The 15993-nt window shown below is 37.1% G+C and carries 15 protein-coding genes; 11 read left to right on the forward strand and 4 right to left on the reverse strand.

Translation table 11 applies throughout. The features are described 5' to 3' along the window. Window positions 1-46 precede the first annotated feature (46 nt). From DSM106972_RS22810 to DSM106972_RS22850, 9 genes are all read left to right on the forward strand, one after another. On the forward strand, window positions 47-1327 hold the full coding sequence (locus DSM106972_RS22810; RefSeq protein WP_127082868.1) for a lipopolysaccharide biosynthesis protein: 1281 nt from the start codon (window positions 47-49) through the stop codon (window positions 1325-1327). Further along, a complete protein-coding gene (locus DSM106972_RS22815) occupies window positions 1324-2241 on the forward strand; it encodes a glycosyltransferase family 2 protein (protein ID WP_127082869.1) in 918 nt (305 codons plus the stop codon). The genes DSM106972_RS22810 and DSM106972_RS22815 overlap by 4 nt, the downstream gene beginning before the upstream one ends. 2 nt (window positions 2242-2243) lie before the next feature. Beyond that, a complete protein-coding gene (locus tag DSM106972_RS22820; protein WP_127082870.1) occupies window positions 2244-3173 on the forward strand; it encodes a beta-1,6-N-acetylglucosaminyltransferase in 930 nt (309 codons plus the stop codon). Further along, a complete protein-coding gene (locus tag DSM106972_RS22825; RefSeq protein ID WP_127082871.1) occupies window positions 3164-4078 on the forward strand; it encodes a glycosyltransferase family 2 protein in 915 nt (304 codons plus the stop codon). The genes DSM106972_RS22820 and DSM106972_RS22825 overlap by 10 nt, the downstream gene beginning before the upstream one ends. Before the next feature lie 259 nt (window positions 4079-4337). After that, window positions 4338-5276 carry a glycosyltransferase family 2 protein gene (locus tag DSM106972_RS22830; RefSeq protein ID WP_127082872.1) on the forward strand — a complete coding sequence of 313 codons (939 nt, stop codon included), beginning with the start codon at window positions 4338-4340 and terminating at the stop codon, window positions 5274-5276. Next, entirely contained in the window at window positions 5260-6300 is a 1041-nt protein-coding gene (locus DSM106972_RS22835) for a glycosyltransferase family 2 protein (RefSeq protein WP_127082873.1), read from the forward strand. Before DSM106972_RS22830 ends, DSM106972_RS22835 begins: the two co-directional genes overlap by 17 nt. Continuing rightward, the gene (locus tag DSM106972_RS22840) at window positions 6284-8374 is read left to right on the forward strand and encodes a WD40/YVTN/BNR-like repeat-containing protein (protein ID WP_127082874.1); all 2091 of its coding nucleotides are present in this window, start codon (window positions 6284-6286) and stop codon (window positions 8372-8374) included. The genes DSM106972_RS22835 and DSM106972_RS22840 overlap by 17 nt, the downstream gene beginning before the upstream one ends. Before the next feature lie 106 nt (window positions 8375-8480). Further along, on the forward strand, window positions 8481-9242 hold the full coding sequence (locus DSM106972_RS22845; RefSeq protein WP_186538626.1) for a WecB/TagA/CpsF family glycosyltransferase: 762 nt from the start codon (window positions 8481-8483) through the stop codon (window positions 9240-9242). 4 nt (window positions 9243-9246) lie between these two features. Then, window positions 9247-10647 (forward strand): sugar transferase, encoded by a 1401-nt coding sequence (locus tag DSM106972_RS22850; RefSeq protein ID WP_127082875.1) that lies wholly within the window; start codon window positions 9247-9249, stop codon window positions 10645-10647. A gap of 39 nt (window positions 10648-10686) precedes the next feature. Here the strand turns inward: DSM106972_RS22850 and DSM106972_RS22855 are convergent, their stop codons facing one another. After that, the gene (locus DSM106972_RS22855) at window positions 10687-11016 is read right to left on the reverse strand and encodes a hypothetical protein (protein WP_127082876.1); all 330 of its coding nucleotides are present in this window, start codon (window positions 11014-11016) and stop codon (window positions 10687-10689) included. A 109-nt stretch (window positions 11017-11125) separates the two neighbouring features. Between DSM106972_RS22855 and DSM106972_RS52225 the strand changes: the two genes are divergently transcribed. Further along, on the forward strand, window positions 11126-11299 hold the full coding sequence (locus DSM106972_RS52225) for a hypothetical protein (protein WP_170213594.1): 174 nt from the start codon (window positions 11126-11128) through the stop codon (window positions 11297-11299). Between the two features lie 96 nt (window positions 11300-11395). On the opposite strand, the gene DSM106972_RS22860 is transcribed toward DSM106972_RS52225, so the two are convergent. Then, window positions 11396-12112 carry a biliverdin-producing heme oxygenase gene (locus DSM106972_RS22860; RefSeq protein ID WP_127082877.1) on the reverse strand — a complete coding sequence of 239 codons (717 nt, stop codon included), beginning with the start codon at window positions 12110-12112 and terminating at the stop codon, window positions 11396-11398. A gap of 420 nt (window positions 12113-12532) precedes the next feature. Here DSM106972_RS22860 and glmM point away from each other — a divergent pair, with 420 nt between their 5' ends. Beyond that, window positions 12533-13978 (forward strand): phosphoglucosamine mutase, encoded by a 1446-nt coding sequence (gene glmM / locus DSM106972_RS22865; protein WP_127082878.1) that lies wholly within the window; start codon window positions 12533-12535, stop codon window positions 13976-13978. A 508-nt stretch (window positions 13979-14486) separates the two neighbouring features. On the opposite strand, the gene DSM106972_RS22870 is transcribed toward glmM, so the two are convergent. Beyond that, on the reverse strand, window positions 14487-14708 hold the full coding sequence (locus tag DSM106972_RS22870) for a hypothetical protein (RefSeq protein WP_127082879.1): 222 nt from the start codon (window positions 14706-14708) through the stop codon (window positions 14487-14489). Between the two features lie 239 nt (window positions 14709-14947). Beyond that, window positions 14948-15787, reverse strand: coding sequence for an aldo/keto reductase (locus DSM106972_RS22875; protein WP_127082880.1), 840 nt, complete (start codon window positions 15785-15787; stop codon window positions 14948-14950). Between the last annotated feature and the right edge of the window lie 206 nt (window positions 15788-15993).

A 15993-nucleotide genomic window follows, 5' to 3' on the forward strand; every position in this document is an offset into this window, starting at 1 on the left:
AGTTAGTTTTGTGAATGACAAGTTATATTTACTAAAAATTTAAATAATGCTAATATCTAAAGTGCGACAGAAAATTTTCAATAAAATATCATATCAATTATCAAATCAGTTTATTCGTAATATTGGCTGGCTTGGTGGCGCCGAATTAATAAATCGTGTGTTTCGTTTAGGTACTACAGTAGTGTTAGCGCGTACTCTTAGCCCTCAAGATTATGGGTTAGCTGCTATAGTTTTAACTACTCAGGATATTACTAATGTATTTACGCTGAATTCTGGAATTGGAAACAAAATTATTCATGCTGATGAAAAAGATGTTGAAAGTCTAGCAAATACAGCATATTGGTTGAACTGGATTATTTGCTCTGCATTGTTTACACTTCAATGTATTGCAGCATTTCCAATCGCATTATTTTACAACGAGCAAAAACTGATTTTACCAATATGTATAGTTGGTTTAATTTATTTAATGATTCCCATATTTTCTACTCAAAATGCCTTTAATAATAGAGAAAATAAACTCAAGGTGACAGCTATATGTAATGCTCTACAGTCAATGACCGCGAATATTGCCGCTATCTCATTTGCTTTATTCGGTTTTGGGATGTGGTCACTTGTACTACCCGCAGTTTTAACGACTCCTATTTGGATTGTAGTTAATTATAAGTATCAATCCTGGCGCCCAAGTGGAGAGTTTTCTTTACACCGTTGGCAAGAAATTGTTAAGTATGGTAAAGATATTCTGGGTTCGGAGATGCTCGATAAAGTTAGAGCCAACTTAGATTACTTCTTAATTGGACGTTTTTTGGGGGTTGAAGCGTTAGGGTTATATTTCTTTGCTTTTAATGCGGGTTTGGGAATTAGTCTAAATGTTATTAATGCAATGGTTTGGCCTTTGTTCCCGCATCTCTGCGCGGCAAGACAAGATTCTGTGCAATTCAAAAATAGATACTTTGGTAGTCTTAGAACAATTGCACTGGTAATTGTACCACTGGTATTGTTACAGTCGAGTTTGGCGCCGTTTTATGTACCAATTGTTTTTAGTTCCAAATGGGTAGGGGCAATACCTATATTAGTAATTATCTGTCTTTCGGCAATACCACGTCCGTTCGCGGCTGCTGCTGCAATGTTACTCCAAGCAGTAGATAAAGGTTGGATAAATCTCTGTTGGAGTATGACTTTTACTCTGGTATTTGCCATTAGCTTACTCATTGGTATGCAGTGGGGAAGTATTGGTGTCGCAACCGCAGTATTAATTACTCATGCAGGCGCCATGCCGATATTTTCGATTTGGGCGACTAGATACGTATTAGCTAAGGAGCGTGTATGATTCCAACGGTAACTGTTGTTATGCCCGCTTATAACTCCTCAGAGTATTTACGGGAAAGTATTGAATCTGTTTTAGCTCAGACATTTAAAAATTTTGAACTACTAGTAATTGATGATGGGTCTATAGATAACACTCCTCAAGTAGTGCGTTCTTATATCAAGCAAGATAGTCGAGTCAAGCTAATATCACAGACTAATCAAGGTGTATCTGCTACTCGCAACCGAGGAATTAGTTTAGCCAAGTCAGAATATATTGCCTTTATTGACGCTGATGACACATGGTTTCCAGAAAAGCTTAACAGTCATATTGAAAGCTTTAAGCGAGATAAAAATCTTGGTGTAAGTTTTGCAAGAGTGACATTTTTAAACGCCAAAGGTAAGCTATCAGGAATTGCTACAGCACGCTTGACTAAATTAAAACCTCAACACTTTTTATATGAAAATCCCACAATTACAGTGTCTAATCTTGTGGTGAAGCGAGAAGTGTTTGAAAGTATTGGTAATTTTGACACGAGTATGAATTATGCAGAAGATTTAGATTTTTTACTGCGAGTCATTACGAGTAACAAATGGAAAATAGAAGGTTTCAACAAAATTTTAATGGCATACCGCACAAATACATCTGGTTTATCTTCAAATTTATATCGCATGGAAGAAGGATGGGAGATATTAGCTGCTAAAGCAAACTCATATGCACCAGATTTAATTAATAAACATTATTGGTATGCGCGTAGTATCCATTTACGCTATTTAGCACGTAGAGCTTTACGTTTACGTCTTCCTTGTAAAGTTAGTGTTGATTTTATGACACGCGGTTTAATGTCTAATTGGCAAATTATATTTCGAGAACCACGTCGAACTATTTTGACAATGTTGGCCGTCTATGGAAAAGATTTAATCAAGTTTAAAATTTAACCATGAAAATTTGTTACCTCATCCAAACTCATAAAAACATCGAACAAATATATAGACTAGTCAAAGTCATCAAACACTCCAGCCCACAATCATACATTTACATAATTCATAGCCCTACAAAATTTAAACTCACTCAGGAACAATTTTCAGAATTTAATGATATTCAAATAACTAACATTAAAACCCAATTAGGAGACTTTTCATTAACTCAAGGTTACTTTGACTGTATAGAATTTTTAGTCAAACATAATATTGACTTTGACTGGTTAATCAACCTTTCAGGTCAAGACTATCCAACTCAACCGCTATTGAAAATTGAGAAATTTCTACAAAACACGAGTTACGATGCTTTCGCTGAATATTTCGACGCACTTTCACCGCAAAATCCTTGGCAGATAGGACTTGGGCGCCAGCGTTACTTCTATCACTATTGGCGTGCATCTCAAGAATTAACTAATTGGCAAAAAATATTAATTAAGCCAATTAAAAATTTAGTCAATGCATCACCATTGAAAGTTAAAATTGAAACCTCTTACGCTTTAGCTATTGGTAAAGAACTCAAACATACACCATTTCACCAGAAATATATTTGTTATGGTGGCTCATACTTTGTGACTTTATCAAAGAAATGTGTGATGTATTTGTATGAAGTATTTAGTACTAACAAGTATTTAATTCAGCACTATAAACAAACAAGTCAAGCAGAAGAATCATTGATTCAAACAATTTTAGTAAACAGTGATTTATTCCGGATATTAAACAATAATCATCGTTATGTAGATTTTAAGGGCAGTAAGTATGGACACCCACGCATACTCACAACTCAAGATTACGATGCGCTATTAAACAAAGAAATTCATTTTGCTCGCAAGTTTGATATTCATCAAGACACTAAAATTTTAGACTTACTCGACAAATTAATATGCCGATAGTATCAGTCATAGTGCCTGCATATAATTGTGAATCAACAATTATTGAAACAATCGTCTCAATTCAAAATCAAACTCTATTTGATATAGAAATAATTGTTATTAATGATGGTTCTACCGATAACACCCTAGACCGTTTAATGACTATTCAAGATAAACGCTTAAAAATCTTGAGCTACGAAAACAGAGGACTACCAACAGCACGGAACCGTGGGATAGCTCACGCCACCAGTCCATATATATCATTTATTGATGCAGATGACTTATGGGCGCCAGATAAATTAGAGTTACAAGTAGCTGCACTCAAAAGTCATCCCAATGCAGGAGTCGCGTATAGTTGGACTATCTGTATGGATAACGAAGGCAAAAACTTTTATCCTGGAGTTCAAGCAAGTTACCAAGGAAATGTCTTTTCTAACTTACTTGTCTGTAACTTCATTGCAAGCGGTTCTAATGTACTGCTAACTCGACAAGTAATCGATGCAGTAGGTGAATTTGACAGTACATTAAAATCGTGCGAAGACTGGGATTACTGGTTAAGAGTAGCGCGTTCTTGGGAATTTGTAGTAATCCCAAAACCTCAAATTATCTACCGCTTATCGAGTGGCGCCATGTCTAGCAAAATAGACGTAATGGAAAAATATCAATTACTAGTCCTCGAAAAGGCATTTACAGAGGCGCCAAAAGAATACCAACACCTCAAAAAACAAGGACAGTCATATATATATCAATTTCTGACACACCTCTGTTTAACTCGTGCCAAAAATAAAGGCGCCGTTCTGACAGCAACAAAAAACCTATGGAAATCAATAAATCTGTATCCAAAAACTTTATTAACTCTAAAAACGCAAAAACTAGCCATTAAATTATTAATTGCACAAACTAGAAACCGGGTTTCTTTTCGATAACTTGTAATCAAAACGAAAACTTTGCATAGAAACCCGGTTTCTTTATCGCAGAAGTTTATTAATTGCACAAACTAGAAACCGGGTTTCTTTTCGATAACTTGTAATCAAAACGAAAACTTTGCATAGAAACCCGGTTTCTTTATCGCAGAAGTTTATTAATCGCACAAACTAGAAACCGGGTTTCTTTTCGATAACTTGTAATCAAAACGAAAACTTTGCATAGAAACCCGGTTTCTTTATATCTCGCAACATTAAAAATATGCCTCAAATTTCAGTAATTATTCCTGCCTACAACGCACAAAACACAATAATAGAAACCATAAACTCAGTTCAAAAACAAACCATACAAGACATTGAAATAATAGTAGTCAACGATGGTTCAACAGATAACACGCAAACCCTACTTCAAACCATCAACGACCCACGACTAAAAATAATTTCATCACCAAACGAAAGAGTATCTGCCGCACGTAACAAAGGAATAAAAGCAGCGCAAAGCGAATTTATTGCATTAATAGACGCTGATGACCTATGGACAAACGATAAACTAGAGCTTCAACTCGCTAAAATGATTGCAAACCCAGATGTAGCAGTAGTTTACAGTTGGACGGATGAAATCGATGAAACCGGGAAAAAAAGCTACCCAGGCGCCCGTTTATACTTAGAAGGGGATGTGTATCAAGAATTACTAATAGTAAATTTCTTAGCAAATGGCTCAACTCCCTTAATACGCAAACAAGCCATAGAAACAGTTTCAGGATTCAATGTCAACTTAGAATATGGTGAAGACTGGGAATTTTATATTCGACTAGCAACAAAATATAAATTTGCCGTTGTTCCCAAACAACAAGTCTTTTACCGTAAATCATCTACTAGTGCAACATCAAAAGTTGCCGTCATGGAAAAAAACTTATTAATAACACTAGATGTAATCTACCAATCAGTCCCTTTGCATTTGCAGCACTTAAAAAAACAAAGTTTAGCAGCCTTATATCATTATCTAACAGCAGCATACTTCGCATACGTCAAAAATACCAACGATATAGACATAGTTGGTAACACACTTTGGAAATCAATTACTCTCAATCCAAAATACCTTCTCGAACCAGTCACAAGATTCTACCTTTTCAAATGGCTATCGATGAAACTCTTCACACCTCAATTAGTGCAACGGATAAAGCATGAATTACAATCCTAAAGTCTCAGTTATTATTCCTGTATACGGCGCCGAAAAATTCATTGCCAAAACACTTGAATCAGTAATAAATCAAACATACCGCAACATAGAAATACTGATTATTGACGATGAAACCCGTGATAACAGCATTGCAATATGTAAACAATTCAACGACGCACGTATTAAAATTATCAGTCAAAAAAATCGTGGTTTAGCAGGCGCCAGAAATACAGGTATACGCAACGCCCAAGGTGAGTACCTAGCATTTATCGATGCAGATGACTTATGGCGCCCTCAGAAATTAGAAAGACACATCACTCATTTAACTTCTAACCCTCATATCGGAGTAAGCTTCAGTCGTTCACAATTCATTGACGAGAACGATAATCCTTTAGGTATTTATCAAATGTCAAAGTTAAGCGATATCACACCGCTAGACTTTTGGTGTCGCTCTCCTATCGGTAACGGTTCAGCAGGAGTATTTAGGCGCCGAGTCTTTGATGATATAAAGTTTCAAAGTAACCTCTACGGCACAACAGAAGACTTTTATTTTGATGACAACTTCCGCGAGTCAGAAGACGTAGAGTGTTGGTTACGAATATCTATTCAGACACAATGGCAAATAGAAGGTATTGCAGAAGACCTGACGCTCTATAGAATTCATGCCAAAGGATTATCAGCAGATATCACTAAAATGATGGAGTCATGGTATAAACTAATCGAAAAAGTCCGCTCTTATGCACCAACAGAAATGGAAGAGTGGGAAAAACCAGCAATTGCATATAGACTTAGGTATTTAGCACGTCGAGCAGTCACTCTCCAAGCAGGTTGGACAAGTATGAATTTACTATACCGTGCCCTAACTACCTACTGGCAAATTTTACTCGAAGAACCACGACGAACTTGTATTACAGGCGCCGCAGCTTATTTCTTGTGTATTCTACCAAAACCAATATACTCACAAATTCAAAAGCTAGCTTTATCTATCACAGGAGCAAATCAAAAAACTAGAATTAACCAGGAACAAAATGCGGTTACTTCGTAAATTTTTACCTATTACAGCAATACTTATTTTGATTGTATTATTCAATACTCAAAGTAATTCAATAAATTTAGTATTAGGAACAGGTAATGTTGCTATAGGAGGAGGTGGTTATGTGACGGGTATTTACTTACATCCAAAACAACGCGATTTAGTTTATATTAAAACAGATGTCGGTGGATTTTATCGTTGGAATTCCACAAATCAAAGTTGGATTCCTTTAACAGACCATTTTCCTGTAGAGCAGGTAAATTATTACGGTGGAGAGGCTATTGCACTTGACCCGCAAAACCCCAATACTGTTTATATTGCTGTTGGTAAATATGCAAGTGACTGGTGGCATCATAAAGGAACTATTTTTAAATCAACTAATCAAGGTAACACTTGGCAGAAATTAAATTTAGATTTAAAGATGGGTGGTAACGAACCTCAACGCTGGACTGGTGAACGGCTTGCAATTAATCCTTTTGATTCTCAGCTACTTTTATTCGGTTCACGTAAAAATGGCTTGTGGATATCAAGTAATAGTGGTAAAACTTGGAGCCAAGTAAAATCATTTCCTGGTAAGCTCAAAGATAATCTTGGTATTACAGTAATTACATTTAATTCAAGTGTTCGTAATCAAGTTTATGCGGTAGCATATGATGATGGAATTTATCAATCTAATGATTTGGGTATTACTTGGCAAAAGCTTCCTAATAGTCCAGCCCAAGTTAATCGTTTAGCAGTTAGAGGTAATACACTTTATGTCACACATAGTTCTGGCGTTAGTAAATACTCTAATGGTAAATGGAGTAATATTACACCCGCAAATAATCAAACTGCATTTAATGCCTTAACAATAAATCCATCCAACTCTAATGAGATAATTGTAGGTACGCTTACAGAAAAAGCCTTACAAATTTACCACTCATATAATAAAGGTGCCACTTGGAAACTTCAAAACCGTAAAACAATAAGTAGTGTTCCTTGGTGGTCAGATTACATGTTGTCTAACCCTTCGGTTGCAGCGATTGAATTTGACGCACACGTTAAAAACCGAGTTTGGATGACCGACTGGTATGGTATTTGGCGTACAGATAATATCAACACCAATCAAGTTGTTTGGAATAATTATCAAAAAGGACATGAAGAAGTAGTAACTTTTGGTTTAGTTTCACCTCCAGTTGGGGCGCCATTAATAAGTGCATTAAGCGATGTGGAAGGATTTTATCATGAACAACTAGATGTTTACCCATCAAGAATGCTTGGTAGTCAAGATAAACGTCATAATCTTTTTCAAGACACTTACAGCATAGCTTACTGCGAAACTAACCCAAAACGAATGGTGCGCGTTGGAGGTAATCGTTTTAATAATACCTATGGAGGCGCCACTTCTGATGATGGAGGTAAAACATGGAGACAGTTTGCTTCATTTCCAGAAAAAATTATGCCCACACGTGTCGCCATGTCAGCAACCGACCCGAACTTATTTATTGTTACAGTAAGTAATGGTCAACCACTGCGAACTACAAATAATGGCGCCACTTGGCAGAAAGTATCAGGACTACCCGATGGATTTAATGCTCCTTGGAATTGGAGTCAACCATTAGCAGCAGACAAAGTAAGCGGTAATACCTTTTACTACTATAGTAACAGTAAACTTTACCGCAGCGATAATGGTGGCGCCTCATTCGATATTGTATCCACATCTATACCCCACGCTGACTGGCATTCATTAAAAACCGTCCCACTCATTAAAGGTGAATTATGGTTAAGTCTAGATAACCAAGGACTTTATCATTCTACCGACTCAGGCAAAACCTTTTCACCCATAAAATCAGTAAAAGGCGCCCATCTATTTAGTATTGGTAAAGCACAAAACAACAGTAAAACTCCAACATTATACCTATACGGCAAAATTGACAAATTAGGAAATGGCATCTTTCGTTCTGTAGACCAAGGAAAAACCTGGAAAAGAATTGGTGATAGTAAAAAACCCATCGGAAACGACCCAAATTTTATGGAAGCAAGTAGACAAAAATTTGGTTTAGTTTTCATCGGCACCAATGGTAGAGGTATTTACTACGTTAACTAACAAAATAAAAGAAACCTGGTTTCTGTTCGATAAATTGTAATTTGATTGCAAATTGTGATAAGAAACCAGGTTTCTGGGAGAACTTAAACTTCTATAAAAAACTAAAATGAACAAATTTGAAGAACTTTCATTACTTGGAACAAAATTCCATAAACTCAAAGTCAATGAACTAATAAATTACATAGTTACCTCAGCGCAACAAAACAAAAAAACAATAGTAGGTAACGTCAACGTCAGAGCAATAAACTTTGCCTATGAACTACCGTGGTATAAAAACTTTATTAACAAATCTGATGTAGTCTTCTGTGATGGTTTTGGTGTATTACTCGGCGCCAAAATGTGTGGTCATTGTCTGAACTCATCTAATCGCATGACCTGTCCTGACTACATCGAAAACCTTGCTTCTTCATGTGAAAAAGCAAATGTTTCTTTATTCTTACTTGCAGGTAAACCAGGTGTAGCAGAACAAGCGGTTAAAAAGCTTCGACTTATTGCACCTAATCTAAAAATTGACTCGCATCATGGTTACTTCGACAAGTCAGGTACAGAAAACGAATTAGTTATCGAGCGAATCAATCAATTTCAGCCCGATGTATTATATGTAGGCTTCGGTATGCCCGTACAAGAACGTTGGATTCTCGATAATTCATCACGCATCAACGCAAAAGTCTTTTTACCACTAGGCGCCTGTCTTGATTTTTATACAGGTGCAGTATATCGCGGTCCACGTTGGATGACTAACCGAGGACTTGAATGGTTAACACGATTTTTTACAGAACCTCAACGTCTATGGGAACGCTACGTAGTTGGTAATCCACTCTTTTTTTACCGTGTACTACGTCAACTATCTAAATCATCAAAGGTGTAAAATTATGGTATCAGAATCATTATCACTTTCTGCTTTTAAACCCGATTTAAGGTCATCACAAAGAACTCAAATACAACGTGGTATAACAGTTAGGTTACTACGAGTTATTACATTACTAACATTAGATACTTTATCATTAGCATCTGCTTGGAAGTTAGGGACGTTTGATTCAACTCAATCACTGCCATTAATAAATCTCAGTCTTTTACTCACCATCTTTATTTCGTCAGATTTATACAAAGCAGGTGTAAATCGTCGTAACTATATTCGCATTATTAAAGGTACATCAATATCTTTTTTATTGCTCCTGCTCATTACTTACCTCTATGCTCCACAAATAGATATAGCACGCTCAAGCTTTTTACTTCCTTGGTTACTATCTATAATTTTAATTTGCACTGCACGTTACTTATTCGATGCCAGTACTAACATTCTACGTAAACAAGGCGCCGTGCGTCATGCAATTTATTTAATTACAGATGCGAACGAGCAAAAAGAGCAAATTAATTTACTCAACCAAGAAAACTGTTACATCATTCAAGGTGTGAACGATTCAAGTTGCCTTGACTTAGCGAACCGTGAGCAAACACTAAATAAGTTACGTCAGTTGGGTATCGCCGAAGTCTTTATCTCTTGGAATTCCATTAAAAACCGTTTACATATATGTTGGCACTTTTACAACGCAGGCATCACAATTCGTATTTTACCATCAACACACGAACTATATCATCCAAAATCAGAAGTATGGATGCTGGGTGAATTGCCTTGCTTAACAATTTCGGCGCCAATTATTGCAGGTAGTGATTTTTGGATAAAAAGAATCTTTGACTTGGTATGTTCAACAATTCTATTAATTGCCTTTTCCCCATTATATGTAAGCATCGCCATTTTAATCAAACTCGACTCACCAGGGCCAATATTATTCAAACAAGACCGAGTGGGACTTCACGGTAAAAAGTTTAAAATTTGGAAATTCCGCACAATGGTGACAGACGCTGAAAAACTGCAAGCTGCACTAGAAGCTAAAAACGAAATTAAAGACGGTGTACTCTTCAAACTCAAAGATGACCCCCGCATTACAAACGTTGGTAAATTTCTGCGTCGCTACAGTCTTGATGAATTACCCCAATTATTTAACATAGTACTTGGCGAAATGAGTCTTGTTGGTCCCCGTCCTCTCCCCTTGCGTGATGTTGAACGCTTCAAAACTACACACTTCATCCGTCAAGAAGTTCTTCCTGGCATCACTGGTTTATGGCAAGTTTCCGGACGTTCGGACATTGACAATTTTGAAGATGGAGTCAAGTTAGACATAACTTACATTGAAAACTGGTCAATATGGCTCGATTTAAGAATTTTGTTTAAAACGGTTGGTGTTGTGTTTAATAAGACAGGCGCCTACTAAGCGATTATATTTTGTGCGCCATTGGCGCACAAAATATAATCAATTTGGTGGACTGCTACCACCGTTTCGGTCACGTAAATAATCTAAGATACCCTGTATTCCGCTTCTAAACTCTTGTCTATCAATAGCTGCTTGCTGTCTGTCTTGTGCTGCTTGTTCTGCCAAGGTATTGATATTACGGTTGGTTTGTTCAGCTAGGTTATCGAGTTTTATAGACATATTATTGACATTCTCAGTTAACTGAATAATGTTTGCCACTAATACATCAATAGTATTGCTTTGTGTAACTACTGCTGCTTCGGTGTTGGTTAAGCGATTTTCTATACGGGTTAAACGGTCATTAGTTGGTTCTGGTTGGTTTGTCGTCATCTGCTATGACTCGAAGTTTAATCGAAAAGACTAATAGTATATTATACATGCCGCTCTAGTTTCTTTCAAAATGCTATCCTCGTAACGAACCAAAACGTAGTCAAAACCTATGGATGCCTTGATAGAAAAATTAAGCGTTAAATTAGGTCAATGGCAACCTGATGTTGCCGAGCAAGTGCGACAGTATGTAGAAGCAATCATTGAATTAGCCGATAATGATTCGCTAGATATTCTACAAAGTCGTGTTGGTGAACAAAAAACATCTTCGTCAGAGGGGCAATAAAAAATTTGGGGGTACTTTCCTTGAAATTAGGCGCCTTCATAACGGCTAACCCCAAGGAAAATACCCCTAGTTGTTATTTAAGTAGATATATTTTAATTATTCAGCAGTAGCGAGTTCTGTGCTTCCGCGAGAACGGCGCCGAGTTAGGGAGTTGAAAACCATTATTCCAATAGCTTTAATTAAATTACCTTCTAACTCTTGAAACATTTTCATGTTGACACCAAAAGCATCGTTTGCTTCTTGAACGATTTTGTCACAAGTCGCTGAGTCTAGTGGCATTTCGTCTAAAGCTTCACGGTACTTAGCTTTGAAAGCTTTTTCATCGGTGATATCAGCAAATTCATAGAACGCCGTTCCGTTGCCATCTGTGAGGTTCATTGCAGTTTGAGCAATACCCTTTAAAATTTGTCCCCCCGACAAGTCACCAAGGTAACGAGTGTAAGAGTGAGAAATTAATAATTCTGGTTCCGAGTTTGATATTTCACGAATGCGTTGTACATACGCACTTCCTGCGGGTGACAACTTCACTTGGTCACGCCAGTTGGCGCCGTAGTAGTATGCTAAATCTTGCTCTAGTGTGTGCTTGCGATAAAGTTGGGGAAAGTTGATTTTAGAAACGATGGGGTGATTTTTGTGTTTGTCCATCTCCTCTTCCATTGCTGAGTAGATGAAGTAGAAGTTGCCCACTAGCTTGCGGTAAGAGTTTTTTTCCACCACACCTTTTAAAAAGCACTTGACAAAACCAACGTTTTCCGCCATCGTATGGGCTTTTTTAGTACCTACACGTAATTTGGATGCTAAGTTACTACTCATACTTATTTTCTCAACTTTGAAATTAAAAACCGCGCTTTAGCTACATTAAAATAGTTTGATGAGAAATTCTCTTAAAATGAAGCATATCGCAACAAATTGTAATTTTTGACACGAAATTTCGTGTCAACTTTCAGACGACACCACGTGTTGCAGCATTTGTATGCAAAATTTGAATTAAAAATTGCGTATAAAGGATTGCTGCGTAAATATTTGAGATAATGTTATATTAAATTTGTGTAAAGAATATTTACAGTATATTTACTATAAATACAAGTAAATTTACTGACATGAGAATAAAACTCGTTTAAATTGGTGGTAAACAAAAAATAAACATATCCTGAAGGAAAAGTATTCATAGGGAATTGTTGAATAAAGTGTAAAGTGCTATCCTCCAATGTGAGTGTGTGGAGCGTTTAAATTATGGTCTCTTTTTTAACGAAGCCTCAAGCTGATAAAAGTGCAATACCTTCCTCAAGCATGAGCAATTTAGGGCTAAATGCTGGTATACCAACAACTCCTTTATTTGGAACTGATGGTATTCGCGGAAGAGTTGGAGATTTATTAACGGCGCCCTTAGCGTTACAAGTTGGTTTCTGGACTGGTATTGTACTACGTAGTCATGCCATTAACCCAGGTCCAGTTATATTAGGTCAAGACTCTCGCAACTCCAGCGATATGCTAGCAATGGCTTTAAGTGCTGGTTTAACGGCAGCTGGTGTTGAGGTTTGGTACTTGGGTTTATGTCCAACTCCATGTGTAGCTTATTTAACAAGTATTAGTTCCGCAATTGGTGGTGTGATGATTTCTGCCAGCCATAATCCACCAGAGGATAATGGTATAAAAGTGTTTGGCGCATTGGGTGGAAAATTATCAAAAGAGTTGCAAGCAGAAATTGAAGCTGGACTAAGAGGTAATTCAGTCGCTGTTGTTGGACATGCAAAATGTGGTCGTCACTATACACGTCCAGAGATGGTATCAGAATATGCCGAATCTTTAATAAAACCTTTACGAAATACTCCCTTTACGGGAATGAAAATAGTATTAGACTTAGCTTGGGGCGCCGCAGTTGGTTTAGGCGCGTCGGTTTTTAAGTCTATGGGCGCCGAAGTAATTTGTATGCATAACAAAGCTGACGGTGATAGAATCAACGTTAACTGCGGTTCCACCCATTTAGAATTATTACAGCAAGTTGTCGTCGAAAACGGCGCCGATATGGGTTTCGGGTTCGATGGTGATGCAGATAGAGTTTTAGCTGTAGATAACACCGGACGTATTGTTGATGGTGACTATATATTATATTTATGGGGTAATAGTTTAGTTTCATCTCAACAACTCCCCGAAAAGCTCATAGTTTCTACCGTCATGGCAAACTTAGGATTTGAGCGTGCATGGAATAAACTAGGTGGTGTTTTAACTCGCACTTCTGTAGGTGACCAATATGTACAAGCAGAAATGTTAAAAACTGGTGGAATGCTAGGTGGCGAACAATCAGGACATATCCTTTGCCGTCATTATGGTATTACTGGTGATGGTTTACTAACTGCGTTACATATTGCGGCTTTAGTTCGTGAGTCAGGAGAAACTTTTGGCGAACTCGTAAATAAAAGCTTTACTACTTATCCACAAATATTAAAGAATGTGCGTGTAGAAGACCGTAATAAACGCATGAGTTGGCAAGAATGTCAACCATTAATGGATACTATTGCGAAAGCAGAAACTGCAATGGGTGATAGCGGTAGAGTGTTAGTTCGTCCATCGGGTACTGAACCTTTAATTCGTGTCATGGTCGAAGCTGAAGATGCTGAACTAACACAATACTGGACTGATACTTTAGTTGCTGCCGCTCAAGAACATTTGGCTTGTTAATTAATTTTATTGCTTGCATGTAGGCGCCTTTTTATAAGGGCGCCTTTTTTTATTTTGTGGAAGGGGCAAAATTCCTTGTGGAATGGGCATCCTTGCCCGTTTTCGCAATCGCGTATTAATGGTGCGTGAAAGCACTTTAATGAAGGAATTTAAAGAGCAAGCGGCGCCTTAAAAACTGGTAAAATTCGCCAAATCTAAGATATTAAAACTGGAAAATGCACTTTAACCATAGAAGGACATGATAAACATGAGATTAAATAGTAAGTAGTGGAAAGGCAATAAGTTACTTTACGTTGGTTTCAGCATAAAACCTCGCAATTTATACAAAGCGAGGTTTTTTTATTGTCTGTCTTTTAGTTTCCCTTCAGGCACTATTCAGTATTGCATTTATAAGTGTTACTGTAAAAATTTATTACAAAATGCGAAAATCATTCTTAATTTCAACGAGTTTGTTAGTTGGTATAATATCAACAAGGTCTTGTATTAAAATCAGGCACCATTCACAAAATTAAAAAGCTCCGTTGTACTCATCGGAATTATCATCTTCGTCGTCTTCTTCATCCGACCAAGTAATCTCTAAAACTGAAAGCGCTACTTTTAAACGTTCTTTATCAGCTGGACTAAAATCAGTATCCTTTGAAGTTAATGCTGATTCAATAAAATTAGCAGATGCTATCGCCGCTTTATACAGAGCGTCTAAAGCTTGATTGAAAAAATCTGAATCTGACATAAGTCTTAGTATTTCAGAAACTAAAATTATAATATCCTGTTCATCTTAGTTTTTACTCTACTACTTAAGGTAGATATCGACTCAGATTAGCAAATGAACTAGAATACGGTGTATTAATTTATGTATAATTTTTATCTAAAAAAATAAAAATAATTGGCGCCAGTAATTATTGTTACTGTGAAGTTTCAGGCGCCATAATGCAGATGAGAATGTATATATACTAACCGCTTAGAGTATAATTAGAGCATTGGAAGCGCACGGGGACGAGGGCCGATTGGAAATGCATCGTTGATTTGAGCAAGTTCGTTTTCGCTTAAATTAAGTTTGCCTGCTCCTGCATTATCGGTAGCATGTTTAGAATTTGCTGCTTTAGGTATTGCAAAAAGCGATTTGGAGCGTACTAAAAACCGAAGTGCAACTTGGTAAGGGGTAGCATTGTGAGCAGTTGCAATTTTTTGTAGAACTTTACCTTCATCACTGTGTGGACTGGGAAAGTTACCTTGACCAAAGGGACTGTAAGCAACTACGGCAACATTATGTTTTTCGCACCAGGGAATAACGGCATGTTCAATTGCTCGCTCATTTAAATGATAAAGCACTTGGTTGCAAGCAATATTATTATCGCCCACAATTTTATAAACGGCTTCAAGGTCAGAGACATCAAAGTTACTAACACCCCAAGAAAGAATTTTTCCCTCTTGCTTAAGCTGTTCAAATGCTGCAATTGTATCTTCTAACCGATGTTGTCCGCGCCAGTGTAATAAATAACAGTCCAAACGGTCAGTTTTCAGACGAGCAAGTGATTTTTCACAAGCTGCAATAGTTCCACGTCGAGATGCATTGCTCGGAAGCACTTTGGAAACTAAGAATACCTCATCACGGCGCCCACTAATTGCTTCGGCAACTATTTCCTCAGCTTTACCGTACATCTCTGCGGTATCAATATGAGTCATGCCAAGGTCTAAACCCTGACGTAGAGCGGCAATTGCAGAGTTACGGTTGTCATTATCAATTTTCCAGGTTCCTTGACCAATTATGGCAACCTGACGCTGAGTAGTACCAAATTGTCGCTGTTCCATGTTGGTGATTGTTTACAACAAACTAATTTTTCATCTTAGTTGAAAGCAAATTGCTTATATTCTTTCAAAAGTATTAATTTTACTCAATCTTCGCTAAACTAAAGGCATATCAAATATGTAATTTCATTAGGGACTTCCAAATAAAAAAATACTCAAAAATTTCTTGTGGGGTGGGCATCCTTGCCCGCCCATAGTTTGAACGGGCA

It is taken from the genome of Dulcicalothrix desertica PCC 7102, from assembly GCF_003991905.1.
In the GTDB taxonomy this organism is placed as follows: domain Bacteria; phylum Cyanobacteriota; class Cyanobacteriia; order Cyanobacteriales; family Nostocaceae; genus Dulcicalothrix; species Dulcicalothrix desertica.

Coding starts and splice junctions, on each gene's coding strand:
- DSM106972_RS22810 (WP_127082868.1), top strand. CDS start 47: ATGCTAATATCTAAAGTGCGACAGAAAATTTTCAATAAAATATCATAT.
- DSM106972_RS22815 (WP_127082869.1), top strand. CDS start 1,324: ATGATTCCAACGGTAACTGTTGTTATGCCCGCTTATAACTCCTCAGAG.
- DSM106972_RS22820 (WP_127082870.1), top strand. CDS start 2,244: ATGAAAATTTGTTACCTCATCCAAACTCATAAAAACATCGAACAAATA.
- DSM106972_RS22825 (WP_127082871.1), top strand. CDS start 3,164: ATGCCGATAGTATCAGTCATAGTGCCTGCATATAATTGTGAATCAACA.
- DSM106972_RS22830 (WP_127082872.1), top strand. CDS start 4,338: ATGCCTCAAATTTCAGTAATTATTCCTGCCTACAACGCACAAAACACA.
- DSM106972_RS22835 (WP_127082873.1), top strand. CDS start 5,260: ATGAATTACAATCCTAAAGTCTCAGTTATTATTCCTGTATACGGCGCC.
- DSM106972_RS22840 (WP_127082874.1), top strand. CDS start 6,284: ATGCGGTTACTTCGTAAATTTTTACCTATTACAGCAATACTTATTTTG.
- DSM106972_RS22845 (WP_186538626.1), top strand. CDS start 8,481: ATGAACAAATTTGAAGAACTTTCATTACTTGGAACAAAATTCCATAAA.
- DSM106972_RS22850 (WP_127082875.1), top strand. CDS start 9,247: ATGGTATCAGAATCATTATCACTTTCTGCTTTTAAACCCGATTTAAGG.
- DSM106972_RS22855 (WP_127082876.1), bottom strand. CDS start 11,016: ATGACGACAAACCAACCAGAACCAACTAATGACCGTTTAACCCGTATA.
- DSM106972_RS52225 (WP_170213594.1), top strand. CDS start 11,126: ATGGATGCCTTGATAGAAAAATTAAGCGTTAAATTAGGTCAATGGCAA.
- DSM106972_RS22860 (WP_127082877.1), bottom strand. CDS start 12,112: ATGAGTAGTAACTTAGCATCCAAATTACGTGTAGGTACTAAAAAAGCC.
- glmM (WP_127082878.1), top strand. CDS start 12,533: ATGGTCTCTTTTTTAACGAAGCCTCAAGCTGATAAAAGTGCAATACCT.
- DSM106972_RS22870 (WP_127082879.1), bottom strand. CDS start 14,708: ATGTCAGATTCAGATTTTTTCAATCAAGCTTTAGACGCTCTGTATAAA.
- DSM106972_RS22875 (WP_127082880.1), bottom strand. CDS start 15,787: ATGGAACAGCGACAATTTGGTACTACTCAGCGTCAGGTTGCCATAATT.